At 76.7% G+C, this 26,555-nt stretch carries 23 protein-coding genes; 17 read left to right on the top strand and 6 right to left on the bottom strand.

Annotated elements, in window-relative coordinates:
* Positions 1–22: 22 nt before the first annotated feature.
* Positions 23–814: an alpha/beta fold hydrolase gene (locus ACIF6L_RS10010; RefSeq protein WP_396487739.1), complete on the bottom strand. Its 792-nt coding sequence runs from the start codon at positions 812–814 to the stop codon at positions 23–25.
* Positions 815–1,202: 388 nt separating this feature from the next.
* Between ACIF6L_RS10010 and ACIF6L_RS10005 the strand changes: the two genes are divergently transcribed.
* A complete protein-coding gene (locus ACIF6L_RS10005; RefSeq protein ID WP_396487737.1) occupies positions 1,203–2,588 on the top strand; it encodes a sulfite oxidase in 1,386 nt (461 codons plus the stop codon).
* 6 nt (positions 2,589–2,594) lie between these two features.
* Here ACIF6L_RS10005 and ACIF6L_RS10000 read toward each other — a convergent pair whose 3' ends face one another.
* Entirely contained in the window at positions 2,595–3,245 is a 651-nt protein-coding gene (locus ACIF6L_RS10000; RefSeq protein WP_396487735.1) for a TetR/AcrR family transcriptional regulator, read from the bottom strand.
* Positions 3,246–3,360: 115 nt separating this feature from the next.
* Positions 3,361–4,272 (bottom strand): acyl-CoA thioesterase II, encoded by a 912-nt coding sequence (locus ACIF6L_RS09995; protein ID WP_329490636.1) that lies wholly within the window; start codon positions 4,270–4,272, stop codon positions 3,361–3,363.
* A gap of 147 nt (positions 4,273–4,419) precedes the next feature.
* Between ACIF6L_RS09995 and ACIF6L_RS09990 the strand changes: the two genes are divergently transcribed.
* The 3 genes from ACIF6L_RS09990 to ACIF6L_RS09980 all read left to right on the top strand — a co-directional run bounded on the left by ACIF6L_RS09990 (position 4,420) and on the right by ACIF6L_RS09980 (position 9,608).
* The gene (locus ACIF6L_RS09990; RefSeq protein ID WP_396487733.1) at positions 4,420–5,805 is read left to right on the top strand and encodes an SWIM zinc finger family protein; all 1,386 of its coding nucleotides are present in this window, start codon (positions 4,420–4,422) and stop codon (positions 5,803–5,805) included.
* Positions 5,802–8,501 (top strand): DUF6493 family protein, encoded by a 2,700-nt coding sequence (locus ACIF6L_RS09985; RefSeq protein ID WP_396487731.1) that lies wholly within the window; start codon positions 5,802–5,804, stop codon positions 8,499–8,501. Before ACIF6L_RS09990 ends, ACIF6L_RS09985 begins: the two co-directional genes overlap by 4 nt.
* A gap of 159 nt (positions 8,502–8,660) precedes the next feature.
* Positions 8,661–9,608, top strand: a complete 948-nt coding sequence (locus ACIF6L_RS09980; protein ID WP_359809908.1) for a DUF389 domain-containing protein — start codon at positions 8,661–8,663, stop codon at positions 9,606–9,608.
* Positions 9,609–9,659: 51 nt separating this feature from the next.
* Here ACIF6L_RS09980 and ACIF6L_RS09975 read toward each other — a convergent pair whose 3' ends face one another.
* From ACIF6L_RS09975 to ACIF6L_RS09965, 3 genes are all read right to left on the bottom strand, one after another.
* The gene (locus tag ACIF6L_RS09975) at positions 9,660–10,853 is read right to left on the bottom strand and encodes an MBL fold metallo-hydrolase (RefSeq protein WP_359809959.1); all 1,194 of its coding nucleotides are present in this window, start codon (positions 10,851–10,853) and stop codon (positions 9,660–9,662) included.
* Positions 10,854–11,139: 286 nt separating this feature from the next.
* Entirely contained in the window at positions 11,140–11,592 is a 453-nt protein-coding gene (locus ACIF6L_RS09970) for a MaoC family dehydratase (protein WP_329490640.1), read from the bottom strand.
* 158 nt (positions 11,593–11,750) lie between these two features.
* On the bottom strand, positions 11,751–12,182 hold the full coding sequence (locus ACIF6L_RS09965) for a pyridoxamine 5'-phosphate oxidase family protein (protein WP_329490641.1): 432 nt from the start codon (positions 12,180–12,182) through the stop codon (positions 11,751–11,753).
* 259 nt (positions 12,183–12,441) lie between these two features.
* On the opposite strand from ACIF6L_RS09965, the gene ACIF6L_RS09960 reads away from it, so the two are divergent.
* From ACIF6L_RS09960 to ACIF6L_RS09900, 13 genes are all read left to right on the top strand, one after another.
* Complete coding sequence (locus ACIF6L_RS09960) at positions 12,442–13,293, top strand: hypothetical protein (RefSeq protein ID WP_396487729.1); 852 nt, start codon at positions 12,442–12,444, stop codon at positions 13,291–13,293.
* 282 nt (positions 13,294–13,575) lie between these two features.
* Complete coding sequence (locus tag ACIF6L_RS09955) at positions 13,576–14,055, top strand: hypothetical protein (RefSeq protein ID WP_329490643.1); 480 nt, start codon at positions 13,576–13,578, stop codon at positions 14,053–14,055.
* A gap of 71 nt (positions 14,056–14,126) precedes the next feature.
* Positions 14,127–14,990 carry a hypothetical protein gene (locus ACIF6L_RS09950; protein ID WP_359809913.1) on the top strand — a complete coding sequence of 288 codons (864 nt, stop codon included), beginning with the start codon at positions 14,127–14,129 and terminating at the stop codon, positions 14,988–14,990.
* 134 nt (positions 14,991–15,124) lie between these two features.
* Positions 15,125–15,868, top strand: a complete 744-nt coding sequence (locus ACIF6L_RS09945; protein ID WP_396492500.1) for an SAF domain-containing protein — start codon at positions 15,125–15,127, stop codon at positions 15,866–15,868.
* A gap of 1 nt (position 15,869) precedes the next feature.
* Positions 15,870–17,198, top strand: coding sequence for a hypothetical protein (locus ACIF6L_RS09940; RefSeq protein WP_396487725.1), 1,329 nt, complete (start codon positions 15,870–15,872; stop codon positions 17,196–17,198).
* The gene (locus ACIF6L_RS09935) at positions 17,188–18,798 is read left to right on the top strand and encodes an ATPase, T2SS/T4P/T4SS family (protein WP_396487723.1); all 1,611 of its coding nucleotides are present in this window, start codon (positions 17,188–17,190) and stop codon (positions 18,796–18,798) included. Before ACIF6L_RS09940 ends, ACIF6L_RS09935 begins: the two co-directional genes overlap by 11 nt.
* Entirely contained in the window at positions 18,795–19,784 is a 990-nt protein-coding gene (locus tag ACIF6L_RS09930; RefSeq protein ID WP_359809920.1) for a type II secretion system F family protein, read from the top strand. Before ACIF6L_RS09935 ends, ACIF6L_RS09930 begins: the two co-directional genes overlap by 4 nt.
* A complete protein-coding gene (locus ACIF6L_RS09925) occupies positions 19,781–20,659 on the top strand; it encodes a hypothetical protein (protein ID WP_329490649.1) in 879 nt (292 codons plus the stop codon). Before ACIF6L_RS09930 ends, ACIF6L_RS09925 begins: the two co-directional genes overlap by 4 nt.
* 57 nt (positions 20,660–20,716) lie before the next feature.
* A complete protein-coding gene (locus tag ACIF6L_RS09920; RefSeq protein ID WP_329490650.1) occupies positions 20,717–21,001 on the top strand; it encodes a hypothetical protein in 285 nt (94 codons plus the stop codon).
* Entirely contained in the window at positions 20,998–21,411 is a 414-nt protein-coding gene (locus tag ACIF6L_RS09915; RefSeq protein WP_329490651.1) for a TadE/TadG family type IV pilus assembly protein, read from the top strand. Before ACIF6L_RS09920 ends, ACIF6L_RS09915 begins: the two co-directional genes overlap by 4 nt.
* 56 nt (positions 21,412–21,467) lie before the next feature.
* Entirely contained in the window at positions 21,468–21,914 is a 447-nt protein-coding gene (locus tag ACIF6L_RS09910; RefSeq protein ID WP_396487720.1) for a TadE/TadG family type IV pilus assembly protein, read from the top strand.
* A gap of 170 nt (positions 21,915–22,084) precedes the next feature.
* A complete protein-coding gene (locus tag ACIF6L_RS09905) occupies positions 22,085–22,579 on the top strand; it encodes a hypothetical protein (RefSeq protein ID WP_352294152.1) in 495 nt (164 codons plus the stop codon).
* Positions 22,579–26,415 carry a BTAD domain-containing putative transcriptional regulator gene (locus ACIF6L_RS09900; protein WP_396487717.1) on the top strand — a complete coding sequence of 1,279 codons (3,837 nt, stop codon included), beginning with the start codon at positions 22,579–22,581 and terminating at the stop codon, positions 26,413–26,415. Before ACIF6L_RS09905 ends, ACIF6L_RS09900 begins: the two co-directional genes overlap by 1 nt.
* Positions 26,416–26,555: the final 140 nt, after the last annotated feature.

Genomic DNA, 26,555 nt, shown 5'->3' with positions numbered 1-26,555 from the left:
CCCGGACGCGGCGGGGCCGTCGCTACGCCGGCCGACCGGTCACGAAGTTCAGCAGCAGCGCGCGCAGTTCGGGCAGGCGCTCGACCACCGGGAGGTGGCCACTGGCGAGTTCGACCAGCCGGGCGCCCGGGATGCCTTCGGCCAGGGCGCGGTGCTGGCTCGGCGCGACCAGCATGTCCTCGGTGGTGCTGATCACCAGCGTCGGCACGGTGACCCGGGCCAGGTCGCCGCGCACGTCCACCCGGCCGGCCAGGCCGAACTGCTGGCGGTAGCCGGCCGGGACGGGGGCGCGCAGGGCGGCGCGCAGGTCCGCGAGCTGCTCGGCGGTGAGCGCGTCGACCCAGGTCTCGCCGAAGGCGACCGCGAGCACGAAGCGGGCCAGCAGCTCCGGGTGGTCGGCCAGGCCGGCCGCCAGCTCGGCGGTGAGCCGGAGCCGGTGGTCGCCGCCGGCCACCCCGGCGAGCAGCAGCAGCGAGCGGACCCGGGCCGGGTGCCGGGTGGCGGCGCGGACGGCGACGGCGGCCCCGAGCGAGTACCCGGCCAGGTCGAAGCTCTCCAGGCCCTCCTCGACGGCGGCGGCGACCAGCCGGTCCGCCAGCTCGTCGAGCGAGGGCCCGGCCGGCTCGAACGGGGTGTCGCCGGAGCCGGGGAAGTCGGGTGCGACGACGGTGCGGTGGGTGGCGAGGTCGTCCAGCAGCGGCCCCCAGTTGTCCCGGGCGCTGCCGCCGGCGCCGTGCGCGAGCAGCAGGCCCGGGCCGGAGCCCCGGACGATCCGGGCCAGCGCGGGCGGGGTGGCGGGGGACGGCTCGGTCATGGCGGGGCTCCTGTTCACCTGGATGGCTCGGTGACCGGCACGCTAGGAGTTCACACCGGTGTGAAGGTCAAATCCGGTGCGGACCGAACCGTCCGCGCGGCGTCGATCGGCGGGATCGGCGGACGCGACACGGTTCGCGATCGTATGATCCGGGCGTGACCGGAGGCCCGAGCGCCGCGAGACCGACCGGGCGGACCGCCGCCCCGGTCCGGAGCGCCGCTGCCCGCCGGGCCGTCGCCCGCCGCGCCAGACGTACCGACCGCTGTCGCTGAGCCCCGCCCGCGCGCCCCGCGCCGGGCCGGAGCGGACCCGCGCCGTCGGCGCCCCCGTCCCCGCCCGGCCGCGCGGCCCGCCCGACCGTCCGCCGCAACCGAACGGAAGTGTGCCCGTGCCCACCGCGAACCCCCTTCGGACCACCCCCGCGAGCCCGATCCCCGGCGAGGCCGCCTACGACCGGCTCCGCCGCCGGCAGTGGTCGGCCGGCGAGGCCCGCGCCGACGGCGTCGAGCGCCGGACCCTGCTGCGGATGCTCACCGCCGCCGGGGTGCTCGCCGCGCCCGCCGCCGGCGGGCTGGTCGTCCCGGACCGCGCCCGGGCGCGGACCGCGACCGCCGCGCCGGGAGCGCTTGCCGAGCCGCCCACGGCCCTCGCGGGTACGGTGTCCCCCGTGCCCGGCATCGTGAAGCCGCTGCCCGCCGAGTGGTTCCTCCCGCGCGGGACCAACGCCGAGATGCGTTGGGACGCGCTGCGCGACGCGGAGGGCGCGATCGGCCGGCACGTCCCGGTGGAGCGGTTCTTCGTCCGTAACCACACCAGCACCCCGGTCATCGACGCCGACAGCTGGCGGCTGCGGCTCTTCGGCAGCGGCCTGCGCGGCGGCCCGGACGCCGGGCGGCCGGTCGAGTTCGGCCTGGCGGACCTGCGCGCCCTGCCCTCGACCAGGATCAGCGCCCTGATCGAGTGCGCCGGCAACGGCCGCAGCTTCTACGCCACCCAGCAGAACCAGCCCGTGCCCGGCACCCCCTGGACGCTCGGCGGGGTCGGCTCCGCCCAGTGGCGCGGCGTGCGGCTGGCCGAGGTGCTGCACCGGGCCGGGCTGACCCGGGACGCGGTGGACGTGCTGCCCAGCGGCCTCGACCCGGCGTACGTGAGCGGTGGCGTCGACTTCGGCCGGGTGCGCCGCCCGCTGCCGGTCGCGAAGGCGCTGGACGACGTGCTGCTCGCCTACGAGATGAACGGCGAACCGCTGACGCCCGACCACGGTGCGCCCCTGCGGCTGGTGGTGCCGGGCTGGATCGGGATCGCCTCGATCAAGTGGGTCGGCTCGATCGAGGTCGCCGACCAGCCGCTGTACTCGCCCTGGAACACCGACTTCTACCGGATGTTCGGTCCTGACTACCCGGCCGGCGGAAGTGCGCCGGTCACCACCCAGGTGGTGAAGAGCGCCTTCGAACTCGCCCGTGACGCGGTGCTGGCGGCGGGCCGCGAGCACCGCCTGTACGGACGCTCCTGGTCGGGCGCGGCGCCGGTCCGCCGGGTCGAGGTGAGCACCGACGGCGGCCGGCGCTGGCACCGCGCCGAGCTGCGGGACGAGCCGCGCGCCGACAACTGGACGCGCTGGAGCCTCGACTGGCGCCCGGACCGGACCGGCCCGTACGAGCTGCGGGCGCGCGCGACCGACCGCCGCGGCAACACCCAGCCCGCGACGTCCGTGTTCAACCGCGAGGGCTACCTGTTCGACGCGGTGGTGGTCCACCCGGTGACGGTCGCCTGACGCCGCTCAGCCGGTGGGGCTGGCCTCGTACGGCGTCTCGTACGGCGTCTCGTACGGGGTCAGCACCAGCCGCACCACGTCCTCCAGCCGCCGCCGGGCGTCGCCGAGCGTGGTGCGGCCGGTCACCCAGGCGGTCAGCTCGCCCTGCCAGGCGTGGCCGACGATGTGCCGCACCAGGTCGCTCGCGGCGGCCGGCACCTCGGCCATCACCGCCTGGAGCGCGGTGCTGTCGGCCCGGGCCATGCCCTGCAGCGCCTCGCTGGCGAAGGGGTCGGTGGAGGCGGCGACGGCCACCCGGAGCCGGGCCAGTTCGGGCTGGCGCTGGTAGGCGCGCATGCCTCCGCGCACGAAGCGCACCACCCGGTCGGTGGCCCCCAGCCCGGCCCGCGGTCCGCGCAGCTCCGCCACCAGGTCGGCCAGCAGCAGCCGGTGCCACTCGGCGATGGCCGCGGCCAGCAGGTGGTCCTTGGAGGAGAAGTAGCGGTACGCCGTCCCGAGGGCGACTCCGGACCGCTCGCAGACCTGTTTCATCTGCAGCCGCTCGACACCGATCTCGTTCACCAGGGCGAGCGCGGCCGCGATCAGGGACTCGCGGCGTTCGAGCTGACGTGGAGACATCGCCTCCACCGGTCGTGGTGACAGGTCAACCTTGGTCACCCGCACCATGATACGGCTCGGAACCGCTCAGGAGTATGACGCCGACCGGTCGCCCCGCGTTCGTCCGCCGTCCACCGGTGGACGGCGGACGGCGGACGGCGGCGCGGAACCGGGGTCAGTGCGCCCGGGGTGCCCGGTCGCGGATCAGGGCCTCCTGGACGGCGGAGGCGACCAGCCGGCCGTCCCGGTCGTAGAACTCGCCGAGCGACAGCCCCCGGCCGTCCGAGGAGGAGGGGCTGCGCTGGGCGAACAGCAGCCACTCGTCGGCCCGGAACGGGCGGTGGAACCACATCGCGTGGTCCAGCGAGGCCATGATCAGCCGGGGCGGCTCGGTGCGCTGGAAGAAGTTCGGCTGGACGTGCAGCCCGGCCGTCGAGGCCAGCGTGAGGTCCGAGAGGTAGGTCAGCGCGCAGACGTGCAGCAGCCGGTCCCCGGCGGGGAGCGGGGAGGCGGTGCGCAGCCAGACGAACTGCTGCGGCATGCCCGGGACGGCCGGCGGCACGCCGGGTGCGTCCGGCGGGACGAACCGCAGGTCCAGCGAGCCGAAGCCGCCCGTGCGGGTCAGCGCGGCGCGGGCCTCGGCGTCCCAGCCCGCCAGCGCGTCCGGCAGCTCCTCCGGGCCGGGCAGCGCCGGCATCTCCCGGTGGCGGTCGGCGGCGGGCTCGGGCCGCTTGAAGGAGGCGGAGAGCGTGAAGATCGCTTCGCCGCCCTGGACGGCGGTCACCCGGCGGGTGGCGTAGGACATCCCCTGGCGGACCCGGTCGACCTCGTAGCGGATCGGCCGGGACGGGTCCCCGGGGAGCAGGAAGTAGCTGTGCAGCGAGTGCACGTCCCGGTCGTCGCCGATGGTGTGCCCGGCGGCGGTCAGCGCCTGCGCGGCGACCTGGCCGCCGAAGGCGCGCATCGGGGCGCCGGCGTGGCAGCGCCCCCGGAACGTGTTCTCGTCCAGCCGCTCGATCCGCAGCAGCTCGGCGAACGAGCCGGCGGTGTCGGCGGCCGGTCTCTCCTTCTCGGTCAGGTCGGTCACGGGGACATAGTGGCAGAAGCCGCCGTCCGGCGGTGTGACCGGGGTAACCCGGGGACCGGAGGCAGCCTGATAGAACCTGTTCCAGTACCGGCCTCGGCCCGGGCGCTCTCCGACGGATTGTCAGTCGCCCCTCCTAGCGTGCTCCGCATGACGCAAGCCGCACACGCGTACGCCTATCTGCGCCCGTCCGCCGTTCTCGACGGGGCCGACGGCCCACGCCTCGCCCTGGAGACCTCCGGCGGCACCACGCCGCTCGGCGCGGTCGCCAACCCGCGCTTCTTCGCGGGCTTCCTGGCCGACCCGGCCCCGGCCGCCGCCGCGCTGCTCGCGGTCGCCGACGTGGCCGCCGCCCGCTACTACCAGCCGCTGCTGCGCGCCTCGCTCGACCCGGTGGTCACCGCCAACGGCGACCGGCTGCGCTTCGAGTCCTTCTCCGGCTGCTGCGGCGTCTACGCCCGACTCGACGTGCTCCGGGCCGGGCTCGACGGCGACGACATCGGCCACGGCACCACCAACGTCGACGTCAACAACCCGCTGCGGGAGGCGCTCACCCGGATCGGTCCGGCCGAGCCGCTGCACCTCGCGGTGGGGCCCGACGCACTGGAGGTCACCACCTTCGACGGACCGGTCGTCGAGAAGAAGGTCCCGCTGTCCGAGCGCTGGGTGCGCGGCTTCGCCGAGACCCAGGTGACGGCCGCCGCCTTCGACCTGCGCGCCGAGCTGCCCGCCGCCGAGGCGGTCCGCTTCCTGCGCTCGCTGCCGCGCGGCGGCGGGCGGGCCCGGTCCGCCGCCGGCTGGGTCGTCCCGGCCGGCCGGACGCTGCGCCCGACCACCCGGCCCGTCCCCGGCGCGGTCTGCCTGCCCGGCCCGGAGCGGCTGGTGGCGCTCCAGCGGGTGCTGCGGCACGCGCTGGCCCTGCGGGTGTACGGCCCGGTCGCGGGCGACGCCCCGGCGGCCTCCGCCTGGGAGGTGGTGCTGCCCGGCATGCGCCTCACCCTCACCCTCTCGCCGGACGCCTCACGCGGCTTCTCCGGGGAGGGCGGCGTGCTCGGCGCGCTGGCCACCGGCGCCGCCGAGCAGGACGCCGAGCTGGTCGCGGTGCTGCTGGCCTGGGAGCCGCGGATCGACGTCGCCGAACTCGCCGAGCAGTCCGGGCTCACTCCGGCCCGGGTCCGGGCCGCCCTCACCAGGCTCGGCACCGCCGGGCAGATCGGCTACGACACCGCCGAGGCCGCCTACTTCCACCGCCAGCTGCCGTACGACGCCGGCCGGGCCGAGGCGCGGAACCCGCGGCTGCGGGCCGCGCACGCGCTGGTCGCGGCGGGCGCGGTACGGCTGGAGCCGGGCGGCGCGCTCGCCGAGGTCACCGTGGACGACCACCACCAGCGGGTGCGCACGGACGAGGCGGGCCGGGTGAGCTGCACCTGCCTCTGGTGGGCCAAGTACCGGGGCGGGCGCGGTCCGTGCAAGCACGCGCTGGCGGTCGCCGTGGTGCGGGAGCGGGTCGCGAGCGGGCGGGAGGCGGGCGCGTGAGCGGCGTCGAGGAGTTGCTGCGGGCGGTTCGCGAAGGGCGGACCCCGCAGGTGCCGGCGCTGGTCGCGGCGCTCGGCCCGGCCGAGCGGCGGGCCTGTCTGCCGGCCCTCAAGGAGCTGCGCAAGGAGCTCCGCGGCGAGTGGTCGAACGCGGCGACCGCGCGGGCCGGGGCGGTGCTGGTGGCCGGCGCAGGCTGCCACGCCGGGCCGGCCGGCGCCGCCGCCTGGATCGGCGGGCGGGACTTCGCCGGCCGCTCCTGCGCCCGCCACCCGGCGCTCGGTACGGTCGTCGAGGCCCAGCCGGTCGAGTGGCAGATCGAGGTGGTCAACCGGCTGGCGGCCCGCCGCGGCTCGGGCTGGAGCTGGGACCTCTACCCGCTGATCGAGCGGACCGTCCGGCGGACCGGCTGCCCGGTGCCGGCCACCGAGGCCTTCACCGGCGAGTGGCTCGACCGGGTCGGGGCCGGCGACGGCCGCCGGGACCGCAGCCGGACGCTGCTGGAGTACCTCCGCGAGGACGCCTTCACTCCGCTGCTGGCGCCCCGGGTGTTCGAGCTCGCCGATGTCGGCTGGCGGTTCGAGCACCGGCGCACCGAGCGGCCCGGGGACTCCTGGCCCGCCGCCCTCACCGCGCTGGCGGCCGAGGGCCGGGTGGACCGCGCCGAGCTGATCGACCGCTGCCTGGCCCGCCTGGTGCGCGGCGGCAAGCCGGGTGACCAGCGGGCCTTCCTGGGCGTCCTGGCGGCGCTCGCGCCGAGCCCGGACGAGTACGCGAAGCAGGTCCGGAGTCTGGTCGCCATGCTGGACGCGCTCTCGGTGATCGCCGGCCACGCCCAGCAGGTGCTGTCCGAGCTGGACGCCGCCGGGCTGGTCGAGCCCGAGGTGCTGGCGGAGGCCTCGGCGGTGGTGCTGTTCCGGACCGAGAAGAAGCTGGTGCGCGCCCAACTGGGCTGGCTGGACAAGGCCGCGAAGCGCTCGCCCGAGCGCGCCGGCCCGGTGGTGCTGGCGGCCGCCGAGGCCTTCGGCCACCCCGACTCCGCCCTCCAGGAGCGGGCCCTCGCCGTGGTCGCCCGCCACCTCCGGGCGGCGGGCGAGGCGGTGCTGCCCGACCTGCGCCTCGCCGCCGAGGGGCTGAACCCGGCCCACCACGCCCGCGCGGGCGAGCTGTTGGGCGCGCCGGTCGGCGGCGACGACCCGGACACCGGCTGGAGCGAGCTGCTCCCGCCCGCTCCGGTGCCGAGGCCGCTGGGCGAGCCGATCGCGACGGCCGCCGAGGTCGCCGAGGAGCTGTCCGTGCTGCTGGCCGCCGCGCAGCCCGAGGTCGCGGACTTCGAGCGCACCCTGGACGGTCTCGTCCGGCACGCGCACCTGGACCGCGCGGCGCTCGCCGAGGCGCTGGCGCCGGTGCTGCGGGTGCACCCGTGGACCGGGTTCGGCCGCTGGCACGACTGCGGGCCGGAGGACGTGCTGTACGTCGCGGCCGTGATCGCCGGTGCGGCCGACCCGCGCCTGCGCGGCGCCGTCTTCCGGGACAAGAACTCGGTGCCGCTGCGCGGCGGGCACAACACGGTGTACGGCAACGTGTTCGCCGTCCGGCTGACCGAGGCGGCCGAGCGGGTCATGGCCGACCGGCCGCCGCTGCTGCTCGCCACCCCGACCGACACCACCGGCGCGCTGTCGGCGCAGGCCCTGGTCGACCGGCTGGGCCGCTACCAGGAGGCCGGGGTCGAGCCGGGGGAGGCCGATCTGCACGCGGCGCTGCTGCGGCTCACCGTGACCGCGGACGAGGCCGTGCTGGCCGCCGCCGACCGGCTGACCTCGCCGGCCGGGCGCTGGGCGGCCCGCTGGCTGCGCGAGGGCGGTCTGCCGGGCCAGCCCTCCGAACGGGTGCGGTTCGCGCCGCCCGCCCGGGACGCCGGCGCCCGGTCGTTCTTCTGGGAGCGCCGGCGGGAGCACCAGTGGGAGGGCGTCAAGCGGATCTGCGTCGCCCAGCCCGGCGTCGGGGCGGGCCCGCGGGGCCCGGCCGGCGAGCGGCTGGGCGCCGAGTTCCGGGCACTGCTGGCGGCCACCGAGCCCAGCGTGGTGCGGGCGTCGGCCCAGGACGAGTGGCTCTGGCAGCCGACCGCGCACTGGGCCGCCGTCCTGCCGCACCACCGGGAGGAGCTGGCCGCCCGCTGGCTCGACGGGTTCGCCGACGGCGCCGACCGGGAGCAGCGCGGCGCCGCCGGGCTGCTGCCCGTCCTCGCCGAGGCCGGCGGACCGGCCGGTCTCGCGCTCCACCTGGCGCTGGCGTACGGGCTGGGCGCCCGCTTCCCCGAGGACCGCACGGCCGCGGTGGACGCCCTGCTCGTCCTCGCCGCCCGCGGGTGCCTCGACGGCGGGCTGCTCGGCCGTGAGCTGGGGGAGCTGGTCACCGAGGGCACGGTGAAGCCCAACCGGCTGGCCCAGGCGCTGACCGCGGCCGCCGACACCGGCGCGTACGGCACGGTCTGGTCGGTCCTGGCGCCCGCGCTGCCGGCCGTGCTGGCGGGCGCCGCGGGCCGGGGCACCGGTGAGCTGGTCGCGCTGGCCGCCGACTGCGCCCGGCGCAGCTCGGCCCGGGGCCCGATCCCCGAGGTGACGGAGGCGGCGGCCCGGCCCGGTACCGCCCGCCTGGTGAAGGAGGCCCGCGCCCTGCGCGACATCCTGGCGGGGTGACGCCCCGGGTGACCCGTGGAGCCCCGGCCGCCCGCCCCGGGCCGCCGGGGCCCGGGCGGCAGGGGCCCGGGCGGCCGGGGCCCGGGCGGCCGGGGCCCGGGCGGCAGGCCCTAGGGTGAGCCGGTCCGTTCCTCGCCGAGACCACTGCCCGGAGCCCCCGTGCTGCATCTGCGCCTGATCGTCCCCCACGACCTGCGGAAGGCCGTCCTCGACAGCCTGGACGGCTTCGTCGGCGTGACCCATGTGGTGGTCCTGCCGGACGCCGCCGTCCGGCCCGCCGGGGACGTGGTGCTCTGCGACGTGGCGCGCGAGTCGGCGGACGAGGTGCTTGGGGCGCTGCGGGAGACCGGGCTCTCCGAGCGCGGGGCGATCAGCGCCGAGGAGGTCGCGCTGACCCTCTCGGCCGCCGCCGACGAGGCCGAGCGGCTCGCGCCGGGAGAGGGGGCGGACGCGCTGGTCTGGGAGGCGGTCTCCGAGATCACCCACGAGGAGTCCACCCTCACCGCCGTCTACCTGGCCTTCCTCACCGTCGCGACCATGCTGGCCGCGTGCGGGGCCGTGCTGGACAGCGCGATCCTGGTGGTCGGCGCGATGGCCGTCGGGCCGGAGTTCGGGCCGCTGGCCGGGTTCTGCGTCGCGCTGGTCCAGCGGCGGGCCCGGCCCGCCCTGCGGTCGCTGAACGCGCTGGTGGCCGGCTTCGCGGTCGCGATGGCGCTGACCGTCCTGTTCTCCCTGCTGATGGACGCCCTCGGGCTGTTCAGCCAGGCGGCTTTCGACGGAGCGCGGCCGAACACCTCGTTCATCTGGCAGCCGGACGCGACCTCCTTCGTGGTCGCCCTGCTCGCGGGGGTCGCCGGTCTGCTCTCGCTGACCTCGGCGAAGGCCGGGATGCTGGTCGGCGTGGCGATCTCGGTGACCACCGTACCGGCGGCCGCCAACGCGGCGGTCGCGCTCGGCTACGGCGACCTGAACCAGTTCTGGGGCTCCAGCTGGCAGCTGCTGGTGAACATGCTGGGCATCGTGGTGGCGGGGGTGCTGACGCTGCTGGTGCAGCAGGGTGCCTGGCGGGTGATCCGCCGCCGGGCGAAGCAGGAGGCGGCGAGCTGACGGCGGCAGCTGACGGCGCGGCGGGCTGACGGCACGCCGGGCCGCCGCGGCTCAGACGGGTACGCCGTCGTCCTCCGCGGCGCCCTGGGGGCGGACCGGGGGGTGGCCCGCCGCCCCGGCCAGGCCGTCCGGGACGAGCAGTTCGCGGTCGTCGCGGGGCAGCGCCGCGACCGCCCGCCACCAGAGCCGCGGGGCGGGCGGGTCCGCCGGCTCGAAGGGTTTGCCGGGGCGCGGCACCGCCAGCCGGGCACCGAGCGCCTGGGCGGCGGCGACCACCCGTTCGGCGGGCTCCTCCCAGGGGTGCGGCGCCAGGTTGAAGGTGCACCAGTGGATCGGCAGCAGCAGCTCGCCGCCGAGGTCGAGATGGGCCCGGACGCCCTCCTCGGGCGTCATGTGCACCTCGGGCCAGAAGTCGCTGTACGCGCCGACCTGCATCATCGTCGCGTCGAAGGGCCCGAACCGGCGGCCGATCTCGGCGAACCCGGGGAAGTAGCCGGTGTCGCCGCTGTGGAAGAGTCGGTGCCCGCCGCCGGACACCACCCAGGACGCCCAGAGGAACAGCGCGCTGGTGCGCGGGCCGCGGCTGCAGTAGTGCCGGGCCGGGGTGGCGGTCAGCGTCAGGCCCGCCACCTCGGCCGACTCCCACCAGTCCAGCTCGACGATCCGGTCGGCCGGCACGCCCCAGTGCTCCAGGTGCGCGCCGACCCCGAGCGGGACGGCGAAGACCGCGCCGGTGGCGGACAGCGCGCGGACGGCGGCCATCTCCAGGTGGTCGTAGTGGTCGTGGGAGACCACCACGACGTCCACCGGGCCGAGTTCGGCGAGCGGCAGCGGGACGGGGTGCAGCCGCTTGGGACCGGTCCAGCCGAACGGTGAGCAGCGCTCGCCCCAGACCGGGTCGAAGAGCACCCGGCGGCCGCCGATCTCGGCCAGCACGGTGGCGTGGCCGAGCCAGCTGAGCCGCAGTCCGGACGCGGGGGGCCGGGCCAGGTCGACCGGGAGCAGCCGGTGCAGCGGCACGGCGGCGGTCGGCACCCGGCGGGTCTTGTCGGCGGTGAGCTGGGCGCGGGTGATCTCCAGCGGGCTGCGCTCGTACACCAGTCGGCGGGTCGGCAGCGGGTTGCGGAACGCGCCGTCCGCGAACTGCGGGGAGCGGTGGATCCGGGCCAGCCGCTCGCCCCGCGGGTCGGCCCCGAAGGCGTCCGTCCGGACCCGCTGCCAGGCCGCGCGGGGGAGTCCGGCCAGGCCCGGGGCCGTCGTGGTCGCTGAGGGGACGGAGAACTGCGAGGCCAGAGCGGCGACGCGGGAGAACCACGGGACGGGGCGGGGCACGGCACCTCCAAGGGCGGCTGCGGCTACCGGGCATGCCGGGGCGCGTACCCACGGCGGTGAGACCGAAGCGGTACGACGACCATCTCGTCGGAGGTTACTCGCAGTGGGCGGTCCGGACCCGGTGGACGGCCCCACGCGTGCCGTTCGGCGTACGCCGGGCCGAACGGCACGCGCGGGAGGCCCGGGCCGGCCCCCGGGCTCAGGCGTAGAAGCGGGTGATCGTCTCGGCGACACAGTGCGGCTTCTCGCTCTCCGCGCTGGTGATGGTGAACCGGACGACCGCCTGGACGCCGCCGGGCACCTCGGTCGCGGAGACCAGCTCGGCGGTGGCCCGCAGCGCGGTGCCGACCGGCACCGGAGCCGGGAAGCGCACCTTCTCGGAGCCGTAGTTCAGCGCCATCCGGACGCCCTCCACGCTGTAGCACTCCTTGGCCAGCACCGGGATCATCGAGAGCGTGAGGTACCCGTGCGCGATGGTCGAGCCGAACCGGCTCTCCTTCGCCCGCTCCGGGTCGACGTGGATCCACTGGTGGTCGCCGGTGGCCTGGGCGAACAGGTCGATCCGCTCCTGCTCGACGGTGTGCCACCGGCTGGTGCCGAGTTCGGTGCCGACGGCGGCGGTCAGGTCGGCGAGGGAGGCGAAGGTCGTCACGGTGCGCTCCTGGTGGCAGGCGGAGGTGGGGGAACTCCGGGAGAGTATGCCTACTCGCCGGTCACCTGTCAGGGGGCCGTCCACGGCGGGCGCTCCGCCGTCCACGGCGGGCCGGTCACCGGTCCGGTGAGCTTCGGGCCGGTCGGACGAGCAGACCCCTAGGACCGCTGCACCGTGCGGCCGGCGGGCAGCAGTCGGCGGCCGCCCACGAGCTCGGGCACCAGTGCGACGAACATCGGGTCGGGATCGCCGACCCAGGGGCGCAGCCCGCTGCGCAGTGCCCGGCGGACCAGCTCCGGGTCGCGCACCACGTCCGCCCGGCCGTGCACCAGGACGCTCCAGCCGGTCCGGGTGACCGCGTCCAGCCGGTCGGCCTGGAAGGCGACGACGGTGCCGTCCAGCCCGCGCGCGGTGGTGCTGCTCCGGCGCACCGCCAGCAGCAGCCGCCCGTCCGGCGTGACGTCGAAGGAGACCGGCAGCACGGCCGGCAGCGCGTGCTCGGTGTACACCACGCGTCCGACGGGCACGGTGCTGAGCAGCCGAAGGCACTCGGCCTCGCACAGGGTCTCCACCCGGTCGTCACGGTCCATGGGTCCGATCGTGCCCCCGCCGGTGTGCGGCCGATAGGGCCCATGGTCCCGGAGCGGCCGGGCCGGGAGCCCCGTCGCCGCGGCCCGGGGCGGTAGCTTGTCCGGCGGCGGGTGGAACGTGCCGCCGGCACGGGCGGCACCCGGCGACCGGGGCCGGGCGGGCCCGGCGGCGCACGCAGGACAGGGCAGGACAGGGGCCGCGGCGGTACACGGGCGCGGCGGGCGGTCCCGGGTTCCCGGGGCCGGCGAGGAGGGGGCGGTGCGGGTGGCCAGTGGGGTCGACCTTGTGGTGATCGGGGCGGACGGCGGGCCGGACCGCGGCTTCGGCGGTTCGGCGCTCGCGGCGGACGGCGCCCGGCTGCTCGCCGACGTGCTGCCCGGGATGTGCTTCGACGCCGGATCGGCGGGCTGCCGGGTGGCCGTGGTGGAGCCGGGCGCGGACGCCAACACCATGCTCACGACGGTGCGGGAGGCGGCCGCGCGGCCGGGCCGGTGGCTGCTGGTCTGCCTGGTCGGCCAGTTGGTGGCGGATCCGCGCGGGCGGCGGCTGGCCCTGGTCACCGGCGGCAGCACCGCCGACAACGCGTACCGGCGCGGGCTCGCCTGGGACTGGGTGGTCAGCGCGATGGTCCACGGCGACCAGGAGGAGGCGCTGCTGCTGGTCGACGCCGTCGTGGACCGGGACACCTGGTCGGCCCTCGAACGCGGTGGCGGCGAGGACGGCGTCGGCGAGCTGCTCAGCTACTCGCGGGTCCCCCTCTGGGGCCGGATCGGCCGCTACACCCCCGGCAGACGCGGGCGGGACGCCGTACTGCCGGGCGGCGAGGGGTCGTTCAGCCGGGCCCTGACCGGGGTGCTCCGGCAGGGGCTCCCCGGAGCACCGGCCGCCGTCGCCCCGCTCGACCTCCAGCCGGCCGTCGCCGGTCTGCTCGACGGCGGTGATCCGGCCGGTGCGCCGGGCGCGCGCCTGCTCGTACCGCCGCCGGGCGGGCGCCTCCTGATGCGCAATCGGGCCGCGGTGCGGGGCGCATTGGCCGGATTGTCGCTTTCCGAAGAACTGTTGGCCGTCCTGTGGCGTGAAAGTGCCCCGACGGATCCACCTTCCACGTAAGGTCAGGTGGCCCGGGGTGTTGCCGTGAAGGGGTGGCTTGGCGAAGAATCGATGCTCTCGCGGCAACACCGGCGGGGCAGCGGAATTCTTCTGGCGACCACAGACCACGGACGGGGTCGGTCGCGACGAGGTGGGGCGATGCGGCGGCGCGGAAATGTATTGCGCCCTGGGGCGGTTGGGGTCGCTGGGCTGGTTTTGGCGATGCTTCTGACCGCCTGTGGGAGCGGTGGTGGCGCCGGTTCCGTCGATCGTCTCGGGACGGCTGCGCCCAGTGTTGCGGGAGTGAACCCGGTAACTCCTTCGGGTGGTTCGGCAAACGTCGGGATCGCGCCGACCGAAGGGCCCGAAGGCGCGGCGGGGCGCCTGGCGCTGAGCACCTATCAGGACTGGTGGCAGACCCAGGCGGCGGACTTCGCCCGGGCCGATTCGGACGGCTCCCAGTTGGAGACGTACTCGTCCGGGAAGGCACTGGCCGACGCCCTCGTCAATCTCCGTCAGCTCCATGACGCCAAACTGGTGATGATCGGCGCCCCGCGGAATTCACCCGTGGTGAAGAGCGTCGATCTGAAGGCGGACCCGCAGGCCGCCGTCATCGAGGACTGCCTCGATGTGACCGACTGGCACCAGGCCGATGCGACCACCCGCGCGGTAAAGGATCCACCGCGGCGGCTCACCCGGTACATCGCGACCGTTTCCCTGCGACAGTTCCAGACGCGCTGGCTGATCTACGAGTTCAAGCGGGAGGTGGACCGAACATGCTGAAACCGGTACGGCGATTCGTGATCCGCACGCTGTTGGTCGCGGGATTGCTGTTATCCCCGGCCGCGCCTGCGATGGCGGACGAACCACCGATCGGCGGGGACGTCACGCACTGCGCCGTCAACGTCATCTGCGAGGGCGGCACCATCCCCGGCGGCACGCCCTCCCCGGGCGGCGGCGGGACGGGCGGCGGGAGCACCGGCGGCCCGCAGATCTGCCGCTGGAACGGCCAGGACTGGCCCTGCCACGACCCGGAGCTGGGCTGGTTCAGCGGCTCGACCGGCTGCTACTACCGCGAGGTCTCCCCGCAGCCGCCGGCCGGCTCCGAGGCCTGGGAGGGGCACCAGCCCTCCGAGGGCACGGTCTACGCGGTGACCTGCCGCTTCACCGACGGCGGCATCGGCGCGCCCGCGCCCAAGTTCTTCGCCCAGGCGCCCGCCGGGCCGCCGCCGCTCAATCCGGTGGCGGAGGCGCGCAGGATCATGGACACCATCGTCCTGCCGTTCCCCGAGCCGGGTGTGGCGCCCAAGGACACGGCCGTGGTCGGGGTGCCGGTCTGGCTCTGGCTGGAGAACGCCAAGGCGCCGGCGGCGAAGTCGGTGAGCGGCGGCGGGATCACGGTCACCGTCACCCCGCGGCTGGACTCGGTGGTCTGGGACCTCGGGGACGGCCGGAAGGAGACCTGTGACAAGCCGGGCGCCGCGGCCGGCACGCCCTACGAGGCCAAGTACGGCGCCGCCAAGTCGCCCACCTGCGGCCACGAGTTCACCACCGGCTCGGGCGGCAAGCCGCGCGGCACCTTCGTCGGGAGCATCCAGGCCAACTGGGTCGGCGTGGTGACCGTCACCGGCAGCACCCAGAAGGTCGATCCGATCAAGGTCCCGCTCACCTTCGCTCCGCTGGAGCTGCGGGTGGGCGAGGTGCAGGTCCTCAACTGACGCGGGTGCGGCGGGGGCGACCCCCGCCGCACCGGCGCGCACGCAGCAATGTCCGAACGACGTGGGAAGGCCGGAACCCGGTGGAGAACCGTACATTTGCGACGCCCGGGGCCAGTCCGGCCGGGGCCGCGGCGGTGTCCGTGGCGGTGCCGGAGCAGGGGCGCGGGGCGCCGCACGCCCCCGGGCGGAACCTGCGGGCACGACGCCGGCGGCCGGCCGTGCTGGCGATGGCGGTGGCGCTGATAGCCGCCGGCGGGCTGGGCGGCGCGGTGCTCTACAACAGCACCGGCCAGCGGGTCGCCGTCCTGGCACTGGCCCGTGACGTGCCGTTCGGACAGGTGGTGACCGACGCGGACCTGGTGGTCGCGCGGATCGCGACCGATCCGGCGCTGAAACCGGTGGCGGCCTCGGAGCGCGGCAAGGCGGTCGGGATGCGGGCCGGCACCGATCTCAGGCGCGGCGCGCTGCTGCTGAAGGCGGACCTCGCGGAGGCCCTGACCGTCCAGCCGGGCCAGCTGCTGGTCGGCGTGTCGGCCAAGCGCACCCAGCTGCCGGCGGCCCGGCTGACCCCCGGCGTGTCGGTCGTCGTCGTCTACACGCCCGACAGCGGCCGGCCGGACTCGCTGTCCGCGCTCGTCGTCACGGTCGGCCGGGTGGACACCGACGGCAGCCAGGTGGTGGACGTGGCGGTGGCGGCGGCCGACGCGCCCCGGCTGGCCTCCTGGGTCGCCAGCGGGCGGATCCAGGTGGTGCTGGCGCCGCGCGGCGCGGCCGCGCCGGCCGGGGCGCCCTCGGGGGCGCCCTCGGGCACGGGCGCGCCGCCGGCCTCCGCCGCGCCGTCCGGCTCCGCGACGCCCTCCGGGGCGGGTGGGGGCTGAGATGGCGGTGATCGCGGTGGTGGGCGGCCCGGGAGCTCCGGGCGCGACCACGACGGCCCTGGCGCTGCTGCTGGCCTGGCCACTTCCGCCGGGGCGCCGGATCGTCCTGGTGGAGTGCGACCCGGACGGCGGAGCCGTGCTGGCCGGCGCCCTGGAGGGCCGGGTCGAGGCGGTCTACGGGCTGCGCAACCTGGCGGTCGCGGACCGGCGCGGCCTGCTCGCCCAGACGCTCTGGGAGCAGCTGATCGACCTCTCGCCCGAGGGCAACGCCGAACGGCTGCTGCTGCCCGGCCTGACCGATCCGACCCAGGCACCCGGGCTCGCCTACACCTGGGAGCCGCTGATGGAGGTGCTGCACGGGCTGGAACCTCAGGGCTACGACGTCATCCTGGACCTCGGGCGCTCCGGCGCCACCGGGACCAGCGCCGTGCTGGCCCGCCGGGCGGACGTGGTCGCGGTGACCGTGCGGACCACCCTGCGCGGGCTCAGCGCGGCCCGGCCGCGGCTGTCCGCGCTCGCCGAGGACCTCACGGCCGCCGGCACCGGGGCCGACGCGCTCGGGCTGCTGCTGGTCACCGAGGGCCCCTACTCCGGCGCGGAGGTCTCGCGCGAGTACGGCCTTCCGGTGCTCGGACTGCTGCCGTACGCGGCCCGCACCGCGCGGGTGCTCTCGGACGGCGGGGACATCACCGACCGGCGGTTCATCCGCTCGGAGCTGATGCGGACCGCCCGGTCGGCGGCCGACGAAGTGCAGCGACTGGTGCGCCGCCGCAGGCAGCGGCTGGCGCCCTCGGCGGCGCCCGCCCAGGTCGGTCCGGCGCCCGTGCCGGACGGGGAGGGCGCGGCCCCCGGGTACCCGTCGGCGCCCCAGCCGTACGGGCCGGTGCCGCAGGCTCCGGTCATCACCACCGGGCCGGTGGCCCCGCTCGCCGGGCTGGCGCCGCAGCCGGCCGCGCCCGCGCCGTTCCCGGCGCACGTCCAGCCGCCGCAGCAGGGGCCGTCGCCGCGGTCCGACGCCCCGGGGGCCCACGGCGGGGCGGAGCAGTACGGCCAGCAGCCGTACGGGCAGCAGCCGTACGGCGGGGCGGAGCAGTACGGCCAGGCGCCCTACGGGCAGCCGCAGTTCGGCGCGGCCGAGCCGTACGGGCAGCAGCCGTACGGGCAGGCCTCGTACGGGCCCCCGCCGTCGCAGCAGCCGCAGCCGCAGCCTCAACCGCAGTCGCAGCCTCGACCACCGCAGCCCCAGCAGCCGTTGGCCCAGGGGCCGCGGCACCCGTCCGCCGGTCCGGAGTCCCACGTCAGCTACGGGGAGGTGCTCCGTGCGCGGTAGCCCCCTGCACCAGCGTCCGGCGGCCGACCCGGCCGCACTGCCCTGGACGGCTCCCCAGCCGGAGCCCCCGTCGGCGCCCCGGCCCGGCCACGTCACCCCCGGCCCGGTCGGGCCGGCCGCCGCGCCGTACCCGGACGGGTACCAGGCCGGTGCGACCCCGACCGCCGTGCCCGCCCCGCTGCCCGCGCTCGACCTGCGCGGCGCCGGCACCCGGCCGGCCGTCGACCCGCAGGTGGCGCGCGAGCTGAAGCGCCAGGTGGCGGCCGAACTGCACCAGCAGATCGCCCGGTTGACCGCGACCTCCGGCGTCGAGCCGGACCGCGCCACCCGCCGCCAGCGCGGGCGGGCCCTGATCGAGGAGGCGGTCGCCCGCTGGTCCGACGCCTACGCGCAGACCCACGGCATCCCGCCGACCCGCGAGCAGGACCGCTCGCTCGCCGAGGCCGTCTTCGACCTGCTGTTCCGGGCCGGGCGGCTCCAGCCCTACCTGGACGACCCGGACATCGAGAACATCCTGATCAACGGCTGCGACGACGTCTGGGTCTCCAGGGTCCACCAACCCCTGCGCCAGGTGCCGCCGGTGGCCGACAGCGACGCCGAGCTGATCGAACTGCTCCAGGACCTCGCCCGCCAGCACGGCGGCGGCGAGCGCAGCCTCTCCACCTCCAGCCCGACCCTCGCGCTCCGGCTGGAGGGCGGGATGCGCCTCCAGGCGCTCACCGAGGTGACCCCGCGCCCGTACGTGGCGATCCGCCGCCACCGGGTGGCCTCGGCGACGCTGTCCGAGATGGTCCAACTCGGCACCCTGGACACCACCCTGGCCGCCTTCCTGGCCGCGGCGATCCGGGCCCGGAAGAACGTGATGATCACCGGCACCCAGGGCGTCGGCAAGACCAGCCTGCTGCGCGCGATGGCCGCCGAGATCCCGCCGGACGAGCGGATCGGCACCCTGGAGTCGGAGTTCGAGCTCTGGCTGCACACCCTCGGCCATCTGCGCCAGGTCGTCCCGATGGAGGCCCGGGAGGGCAACGGCGAGCGCGTCGAGGGCCGGCTGGCGGGCGAGTTGAGCATCGGCGACCTCATCCCCGCCGCGCTGCGGATGACGCTCTCCCGGATCATCGTCGGCGAGGTCCGCTCCGGCGAGGTCGTCCCGATGCTGCGCGTCATGACCAACGGCGAGGGCGGCTCGATGTGCACCCTGCACGCCCGCGGCCCGCACATGGTCGTCGACCGCATCGCCGAACTCTGCCTGGAGTACGGCTCGCACATGACCGACACGCTCGCCTACCGGCTCACCGCCAACGCGGTGGACCTCATCGTGCACGTCGCGATGGTCGACGAGACGGCCGTCGGCGGCCGCCGCCACCGCTTCGTCTCGCACGTCCTGGAGGTGGCCGGCCTCGGCGAGAGCGGCCGGCCCGCGCTGAACACCGTGTTCGGCCCGCGTCCCGAGCTCGGTGAGCCCCGCGCCGTCCCGCACACCCCGCCGAACTGCCTGGACGACCTGCGCCGGGCCGGTTTCGACGCCGCGCTGCTCGGCTCCCGTTACGGGAGCTGGGGCCAGCCGCTGCAACTGCGGATCGGCGGTGGGGCGCGATGACCCTGCTCTTCGTCCTCTGCGGCCTGCTGGTCACGGCCGGCCTGGTGACCCTGGTGTTCTGGGCGCTCGGCAGCGAGGAGACCGGCGACCCGGACGAGGACGGCCGGAGCCCGCTGGCCTCCCGGGGCCACGTCCTCTGGTACGGCGCGCCCGGCACCGCCTCCGCCCGGACGGCGCGGCTGCGCCGGATCCAGTTGCCGGTCGCGCTCGTCGCCGCGCCGCTGGGCTGGCTCTTCACCGGCATCCCGCTCACCGCGCTGCTGGTGCCGCTGGCCGTGTTCGGTCTGCCCTGGCTCTTCGACACCACCCGCTCGGACACCCACCGCATCGAACGGCTGGAGGCGCTCTCCGAGTGGACCCAGCGCATCGCCGACGTGCTGCTGCTCGGCGTCGGCCTCAACCAGGCCATCGTCACCAGCCGCCGCACCGCGCCCGCCGCCCTGGAGCAGGAGGTCGGCGAGCTGGCCGCCCGGCTGCAGGCCCGCTGGCGGCCGGAGGAGGCGCTGCGCGCCTTCGCCGACAGCCTCGCCGACGCCACCGCCGACAAGGTGCTCGCCGCCCTGCTGCTGCGCGCCGGGGACAGCGGCCCCGGCCTGGCCCGGGCGCTCTCGGACATGGCCGAGTCGGTCCGCGAGGAGGTCCGTCAGCGCCGCACGATCGAGGCCGACCGGGCCAAGCACCGCACCACCATCCGCTGGCTGGTCGGGATCATCGTGCTGGTCGTCGTGATCGGCTCGTTCAACACCGACTACACCCGGCCCTACAGCACCGCGCTGGGCCAGATCGTGCTCGCGGTGGTCGCCGCGCTCTTCGTGGCGATCATCGCCTGGATGCGCGCGCTCGCCGCGCACCCGCCGGTGCCGCGTCTGCTGGAGCCCGAACGGCGCGGCCGCGGCGGGGGCCGGCGGCGCGCCGCCGAGGCGTCGGCCGAGGGCGAGCCGCAGGAGACCGGGGACGACCGGCGACTCCTCGGGGAGGTCCGGTGATCTCCCCCTGGTCCGTGCTGGCCGGCGCGGTCGCGGCCGGCGGCGTCGCCCTGCTGATCTCCGAACTCCGGCCCGCGCCGCCCGACCTGAGCCAGGCCCTGGACCGGCTGCACCGCACGCCCGCCGACCGGGCGCCGGACCCGGACGAGCGGCCGCGCTGGTTCGACCGGATCGGCGAGCGCTCGATCGGGCTGCGCGGGGTGCGCGTCCCGCAGCGCGAGCTGTCGCTGATCGGTCGGGCCCCGGCCCGGTTCATGGCGCACAAGCTGCTGTTCGCCGTGATCGGCCTCGTGCTGCCGGCCTACCTGTCGGCGATGGCGGTGCTGCTGGACATGGGCCTGCCGTTCGCGCTGCCGCTGCTGGTCGGGCCGTTGCTCGGCGGGCTGCTCTGGTTCGTCCCGGACGCCATCGTGCGCGGCGAGGCCAAGGAGGCGCGGACGGAGTACCTGCACGGCATCGCCGCCTACCTGGAGCTGGTCGCGCTGGAGCGGGCCGCCGACCTCGGGCCCGCCGAGGCGCTGCGCCGGGCCGCCGCGGTCGGCCGCGGCCCCGTCTTCCGCCGGATCCGGGACGCCCTGGACCGCGCCGCGACCGACCGGCTGCCGCCCTGGGCGGGGCTGGACGCGCTCGCCGCCGAACTCGGGCTGACGCCGTTGCAGGACGTCGCCGACATCATGCGGCTCTCCGGTACCGACGGCGCCGCCGTGTACGACACCCTGCGTGCCCGGGCCAAGGGCCTGCGGGGCGAGTTGCTCGCCGAGGACCTCGCGCGGGCCAACGCCGACAGCGAACGGATGGTCGCGCCCGGGGCGGCGCTGACCCTGCTGATGACCGCCCTGATCGTCTTCCCCGCGCTCCACCAGATGCTCGCCTGACACCGTCCTGGTGCCGGTGAGCGCCTGTCACCACACCCAACCCCCGGGAGTCCTCCGATGTCCGACCAGCTCAAATCCCTGGCAGGCCGACTGATCCGGCCCACCCTGCTGCCCGTGCAGTTCGCCCTGCTGCTCTTCCAGTTCCGGGTCGGCCGGCTGAAGGCCGCCCGGGCGCGCGGCGACCGCGGCGCGATCAGCATCGAACTCGCGCTCGCCATCATCGCGCTGGTGTTCGTCGCCGGAGCGGTCGCGGTGGCGCTGTACGCGTTGAAGGACAAGGTCGTGAAGAAGGTCGAGCAGGACCCGAACCTGCCCGGCGGGGGCGGTGCGGCCACCCCGTGAGGCACCGACCCCGTCGCCGTCGCGACCGCGGAGCGATAAGCCTGAGCCTGGCCATCGTCTTCCCGGTCGTCCTGCTGCTCGTGCTGCTCGTCGTCCAGGGCTCGATCTGGTGGTACAACCGCCAACTCGCGCTCACCGCCGCCCGGGAGGGCGTGGACGCCGGCCGCGTACAGGGGAACCGGAGCGACGAGGTGAAGGACGCCGCGGCCAGGCGGCAGGCCGAGGACTTCCTGCGACGGCAGGACGGCCCCGGCTACCGGGTGCGGACCGACGGGAGTACGCCGGAGCTGATCCGGGTCACGGTGGAGCTCACGCCACCGGTCCTGATCCCCGGCATCACCCCGCCGACCATCACGCAGCACGCCGAGGCGCCGCGCGAGCGCTTCGTCCCGCCGGCGGCCGCGCCGTGAGGCGGGTCCCGCGCCCGGCCCGACCCCCGTGGCCCGTCCGTTGGGGGCGCGGGCTCGTGAGCCTGCGCCCGGCCCGGTCGGCGCGCGGGCGGGACCGCGGCGGGGTGGCGATCGAGGCCGCGATCGTCGCCCCCGGCGTCGTCGCGCTGGTGCTGGTCGCCATCGCCGCCGGGCGGGTGCAGACCGCGGCCGGCACGGTGGAGGCGGCCGCCCGCTCGGCGGCCCGGACGGCCTCGCTGGCGCGCAGCGTGGACGGAATGGACGAACTGGTCCGGAAGACCGCCGCCGAGACCCTGCGGCAGCAGGGCGTCAGCTGCCGGGACAGCGACACCGCGGTCAGGCACGGCGAGCTGACCAGCCACGGGGTGACGCTGGCGACGGTCGAGGTGACGGTCCGGTGCGACGTGGGTCTGAGCGACCTCCTGGCCGGGCCGGGCATGCCCGGGACGAAACGGCTGGTGGGCCGGTTCGTCTCGGTGGTCGACCACTACCGGGCCGGGTGAGCCGGCCGATGGCGGTGGGGCGGACGGCCGGTGCCGACGAGGGCTCCGGGCGGGGATTGGGGACGGCCCGCGCGGGGGAGACGCAAGCGGAGAGCTCCCGGGGGACGGCAGGACGAGGCGGAGCGGTCCCCGGTGGGACCGCCAGGGAGACGAAGGTGCGGGAGGGGGGCGTGACGGTGCGCAGACCCGGGGGGGAACGGTGGGGCGGCCAGGCCGTCCGACGGCGGACCGGGGGCCGGCGCGGCCGGGACCGGTCGGACCGCGGCGCGATCGCGATCTTCGTGGCGATCTGTGCGGCGTTCCTGGTCCTGGTCATCGCGCTCGTCGTGGACGCCGGCGGCCGGCTGCGCGTCGCCGAGCGCACCGACGGCTACGCCCAGGAGGCCGCCCGGGTGGGCGGCCAGCAGCTCGACGAGGCCGCCGTGCTCCGGGGCGAGGGGTACAAGGTCAAGCAGGACTACGTCAAGGACGCCGCCAACAGCTACCTCGCCCTGTACCACCTCGCCGTCCACGACGTGGCGTTCTCGGACGACGGTTCGTCCGTGACCGTCACGGTGCAGGCCGACTACAGGCCGGCCCTGTTGGGCGAGCTCGGCAAACAGAAGGTCACGGGCAAGGGCAGTGCCACCCTCGTCCACGGAGTCGAGAAAGCGGAGACCGACTGATGGTCGCGCCACGTGCCAAGGACCAAGCCCGCGCCGGACGCCCGGCCCGGGGCGTGCCCGCCGCGGCGGGAGCCCGCCACCGGCCGGCACCGCTGCCACCGCGCCGAGGGCGGGGCGGCGCGCTGCTCGGCGCCCTCGCCGCGCTGGCCACCCTGCTCGTCCTGCTGATCGGCGTACCCGCGCTGCTGGTGTACGGCACCGGGGCGGTCGCCGCGATGGGCGAGGTCGCGCCGGACGGCGTCGGACAGCTGCTGACCAGTCCCGACGACGGGCGGCTCTTCCTCTGGCTGCTCGTCGTGGTCGGCTGGCTGGGCTGGGCCTGCTTCGCGCTCTCCGTCCTACTGGAGGTCCCGGCCCAGCTGCGCGGGCGGATCGCCCGGCGGATCCCGGCCTTCGGCTGGAGCCAGCGGATGGCGGCCGGCCTGGTCGGCTCGGTGATCGCGCTGCTGCCGGTGGCCGGTTCGGCCTTCGCCGCGGTGCCCGACCGGGCGCCGGCCGTCGCGCAGCTCCAGCCGGCGGCCGGTGTGCAGCGGGCCGCGCTGCCCGCGGCCCAGGCCGCGCCCGCGCTCGCCCCCGCCGCCGACCAGCAGCCCACCTACACCGTCCGGGACAGCCGGCCGGCCGACAGCCTCTGGTCCATCGCCGAGCGCCAACTGGGCTCGGGGGAGCGGTGGGTGGAGATCGCCAAGCTCAACGACGGCCGGACGATGGGGGATTCGGGTCTGCGCTTCGACGCCGAGCGGCCCATCCAGCCCGGCTGGGAGCTGCTGATGCCCGGCGACGCCAAGGCCGACGAGGCCAAGGCGCCCGCGCCGGCGCCCGCGCCCGTGCCGCCGGCGCCGAGCGCGCCGCAGACGGGCACGGACGGGAGCGCCGGGAGCGGCCGCGGCACCGTCACGGTGGCGGCCGGTGACAGCCTGTCGGCCATCGCCGAGCGGGAGTTGGGGGACGCCGAGGCCTGGCCGAAGCTGTTCGAGGCCAACCAGGGCGCCCAGGCGCCGGACGGCGAACGGCTGACCGATCCGGACGTGGTCGTGCCGGGGATGGTGCTGACCCTGCCCGGTGCTCCGGCCCCGGCTCCGGCCCCGGCTCCGGCTCCCGCGCCGGCGCCGACCCCGGCTCCAGCCCCGGCCGACCAGGCGCCCGCGCCGGCTCCGCAGGCTCCGGCCCCACAGGCCCCGGCCACCCCGGCGCCCTCCACCCCGGCGCCGGTGCCCGCCGACGCCCAGGCCCCGGCCGCGCACGCCGAACAGGCCCAGGGCGACGACTACACCGTCGCCCTCACCGCCTCCACCGTCGGCGTGCTGCTCGCCGCGATGATGGTCGGCACCGTCGCCCACAAGCGCGGCACGCAGCTGCGCGCCCGCCGGCCGCGCCACCGCATCGCGCTCCCGGCCGCCCCCGCCGCCGCGTTCGAGGCCGAACTGAAGGTCCGCCAGGACGACCGCGGCCTGGACCTGCTCGACCGCGCCCTGCGCACCATGGCGCGCAACACCGTGCGCGGCGGCAAGCGCCTGCCCGCCATCGTCGCGGCCCGGATCACCCCCGGCCACACGGTCGAACTGCACCTCTCCGGGCCGGCCGCCCCGATCGCGCCGTTCCGGGCCGCCCACGCCCCCAACGTCTGGTGGTGCGCGGACGACTCCGGCGAACTCCTCTCGCCCTCCCAGGCGCGCAAGACCGCCTCGCCCTACCCGGCCCTGGTCACCCTCGGCGGCGCGCCGGACGGCTCGGTCGTCCTCGCCGACCTGGAGACCGTCCGGCTGCTCCACCTCTCCGGCCACCCGGACGACGCCCGGGACGTGCTGCGCACCCTGGCCATCGAGCTGGCCCACAGCCCGCTCGCCGACCGTCTCCACCTGCACCTGGTCGACCTCGCCGAGGAGTTGCCGATCAGCGGGCCGGCCGCCGAGCGGATCCACCGGCACGCCACGCTGGAGGCGGCGCTCGGCGCGCTCGGCCCGCGCACCGCCAAGGCCCGCGCCACGCTGGTCGCCGCCGAGGCCGCCAGCCCGCGGGACGCCCGCAGCCGCGGCCTGGCCGACGAGTCGTGGGTGCCGGAGATCGTGCTCTGCGCCCAGCAGCCCGGCGGCGACGTCCCGGCCGAGCTCGGCCGCCTGCTCGACGCCCGGCCGCGGACCTGCGTCGCCGTGGTCACCCGCGCGCCCGAGCGCGGCACCGGCCCGGTCGCCCGCTGGACGCTGCCCGCCACCGGCCAGGCCACGATTCCCGGCCTGCACGTCACGGTGGAACTCCAGCGCCTCAGCGACGGGCAGTACGAGCAGGTCTCCGAGCTGCTCCGGGCCGCCGACGACACCACCCAGCACCCCGCCCCCGCCTGGACGCTCGACGGCCCCGGCATCGACCTCGAACCGGCCGAACTCCCGGCGCCCGTACCGGTACTGGCGGCGGTCGGGGCCTCGGCACCGTTCGGTGACGGTGCCCTCGGCGGGTCGCTCGGGGGCGGCTTCGACAGCGCTTCCGCCGCCCGGTCCGACGGCACCGAAGCGGCCGGTCCGCGGCTGCTCGCCCGGGTGATCGGCACCGGTGCCAGCCCGTTCGCCGGCACCGACCCGGCCGCGCCCGCCGCCGGTGGACCGGGGTCCCGCTTCCTCGTCAACGGCCTCGGCCGGCAGGCGAGCAGCCCGGCCGCGTTGTCGGCGGCGCCGCCCGCGCTGCCGCCCACCCCGGCGGTCGCCGAGGAGGGCGAGGCCCCCGACGGGGACGCCGACGACACCACCCAGAACCTCCGGCTGCCGGCCGCGGCCGAGACCCGGGCCGTCGAGGTGGTCGTCCCGGTCCAGCCGGTGCCGCCGGCGGCTCCCGGACCGGAGCCGGCCGCGGAGCCCGCGCCGGTGCCGGAGCCGGTCCCGACGCACGAACCCGCGCCGGCGCCCAGCGGCGGCGCCCCCAGGGTCCCGGGCCGCCCGGAGCCGACCCCGGAGCCCGCCGCGGAGCCGGCCCCGGAGCCCGACGTCGAGCCGGAGCCCGCCCCGGTGGCGCGCACCACCCCGGTGCGCAGCGACAGCGACGACCTGCTCGCCATCCTCCGCTCCCCGGAGGCGCACGCCGTCCGCACCGCCCCGCGGATCCGGCTGCTCGGCCCGGTGGACGTGGCCGGCGCCGCCGGCACGGTCGAGCCCGCGAACCTGCCCCGGCTCACCGAGCTCGCCGCCTACCTGGCGCTGCGCTCCGGCGCCGACCACGCCGCGCTCGACCACGACCTCCACCCGGGCGCGGCCCACCTGGACACCCACCCCACCGTCGCCGACGCGAAGAGCCCGCTGCCCGGCAAACTCGCCGATCTGGCGGCCTGGTTCGGCTCCTCGGCGGAGGGCCGGGCCTTCCTGCCCACCGACACCACCGACGGCTACGCCTTCGCGCCGACCGTCACCTGCGACTGGGACGAGTTCCGCGGCCTGTACCGGCGCGGCATGCGCAGCACCAGTGCCACCGCGGACGCGGCGCTCGCCCACGCGCTCGCCCTGGTCCGGGGGGCGCCGTTCGCGGAGGCCCCGCCCGCCGCCTACGGCTGGGCCGAGGCCGAGCGGCAGGACATGATCGCGGCGATCGTCGACACCGCCCACGAACTCGCTGCCCGCCGCCTCCAGTACGGCGACCACCGCAGTGCCGAGGCCGCCGTCTTCCGCGGCCTCGCCGTCGCCCCGGACGTCGAACTCCTGCACCGCGACCTCTTCTACGCCTACGCCTCCGCCGGCGCCCGGGACCAGCTCCTGCGCGCCGTCAACCGGCTGGACGCACTGAGCCGGCGCACCGGCCGGGACCTCGACGCCGACACCGTCGCCCTGCTGCGGGACCTGCTCTCGGGGGCCTGAGTCCACTGCTGCCCCGGGCGGCACGGAACAGCCGTGCCGCCCGGGGCGGCAGTGCCGCCGGGGCGCCCGGTCCCGTGATCCCGTGACGGCCGGTGGCCGGTGACGGGCGCGGGTATCGGTGCGCCTGCGGGTGTCGGTGG

The sequence above is a fragment of the Kitasatospora sp. NPDC086009 genome (assembly GCF_044540385.1).
Classification (GTDB): domain Bacteria; phylum Actinomycetota; class Actinomycetes; order Streptomycetales; family Streptomycetaceae; genus Kitasatospora.
This window is presented reverse-complemented; position numbering and strand designations above follow the sequence as displayed.

Bases quoted from the DNA above. Each gene is read 5' to 3' on its own strand.
- ACIF6L_RS10010 (WP_396487739.1), bottom strand. From the start codon at position 814: ATGACCGAGCCGTCCCCCGCCACCCCGCCCGCGCTGGCCCGGATCGTC.
- ACIF6L_RS09990 (WP_396487733.1), top strand. From the start codon at position 4,420: ATGACGCAAGCCGCACACGCGTACGCCTATCTGCGCCCGTCCGCCGTT.
- ACIF6L_RS09965 (WP_329490641.1), bottom strand. From the start codon at position 12,182: ATGGACCGTGACGACCGGGTGGAGACCCTGTGCGAGGCCGAGTGCCTT.
- ACIF6L_RS09950 (WP_359809913.1), top strand. From the start codon at position 14,127: ATGGCGGACGAACCACCGATCGGCGGGGACGTCACGCACTGCGCCGTC.
- ACIF6L_RS09940 (WP_396487725.1), top strand. From the start codon at position 15,870: ATGGCGGTGATCGCGGTGGTGGGCGGCCCGGGAGCTCCGGGCGCGACC.
- ACIF6L_RS09930 (WP_359809920.1), top strand. From the start codon at position 18,795: ATGACCCTGCTCTTCGTCCTCTGCGGCCTGCTGGTCACGGCCGGCCTG.
- ACIF6L_RS09920 (WP_329490650.1), top strand. From the start codon at position 20,717: ATGTCCGACCAGCTCAAATCCCTGGCAGGCCGACTGATCCGGCCCACC.
- ACIF6L_RS09900 (WP_396487717.1), top strand. From the start codon at position 22,579: ATGGTCGCGCCACGTGCCAAGGACCAAGCCCGCGCCGGACGCCCGGCC.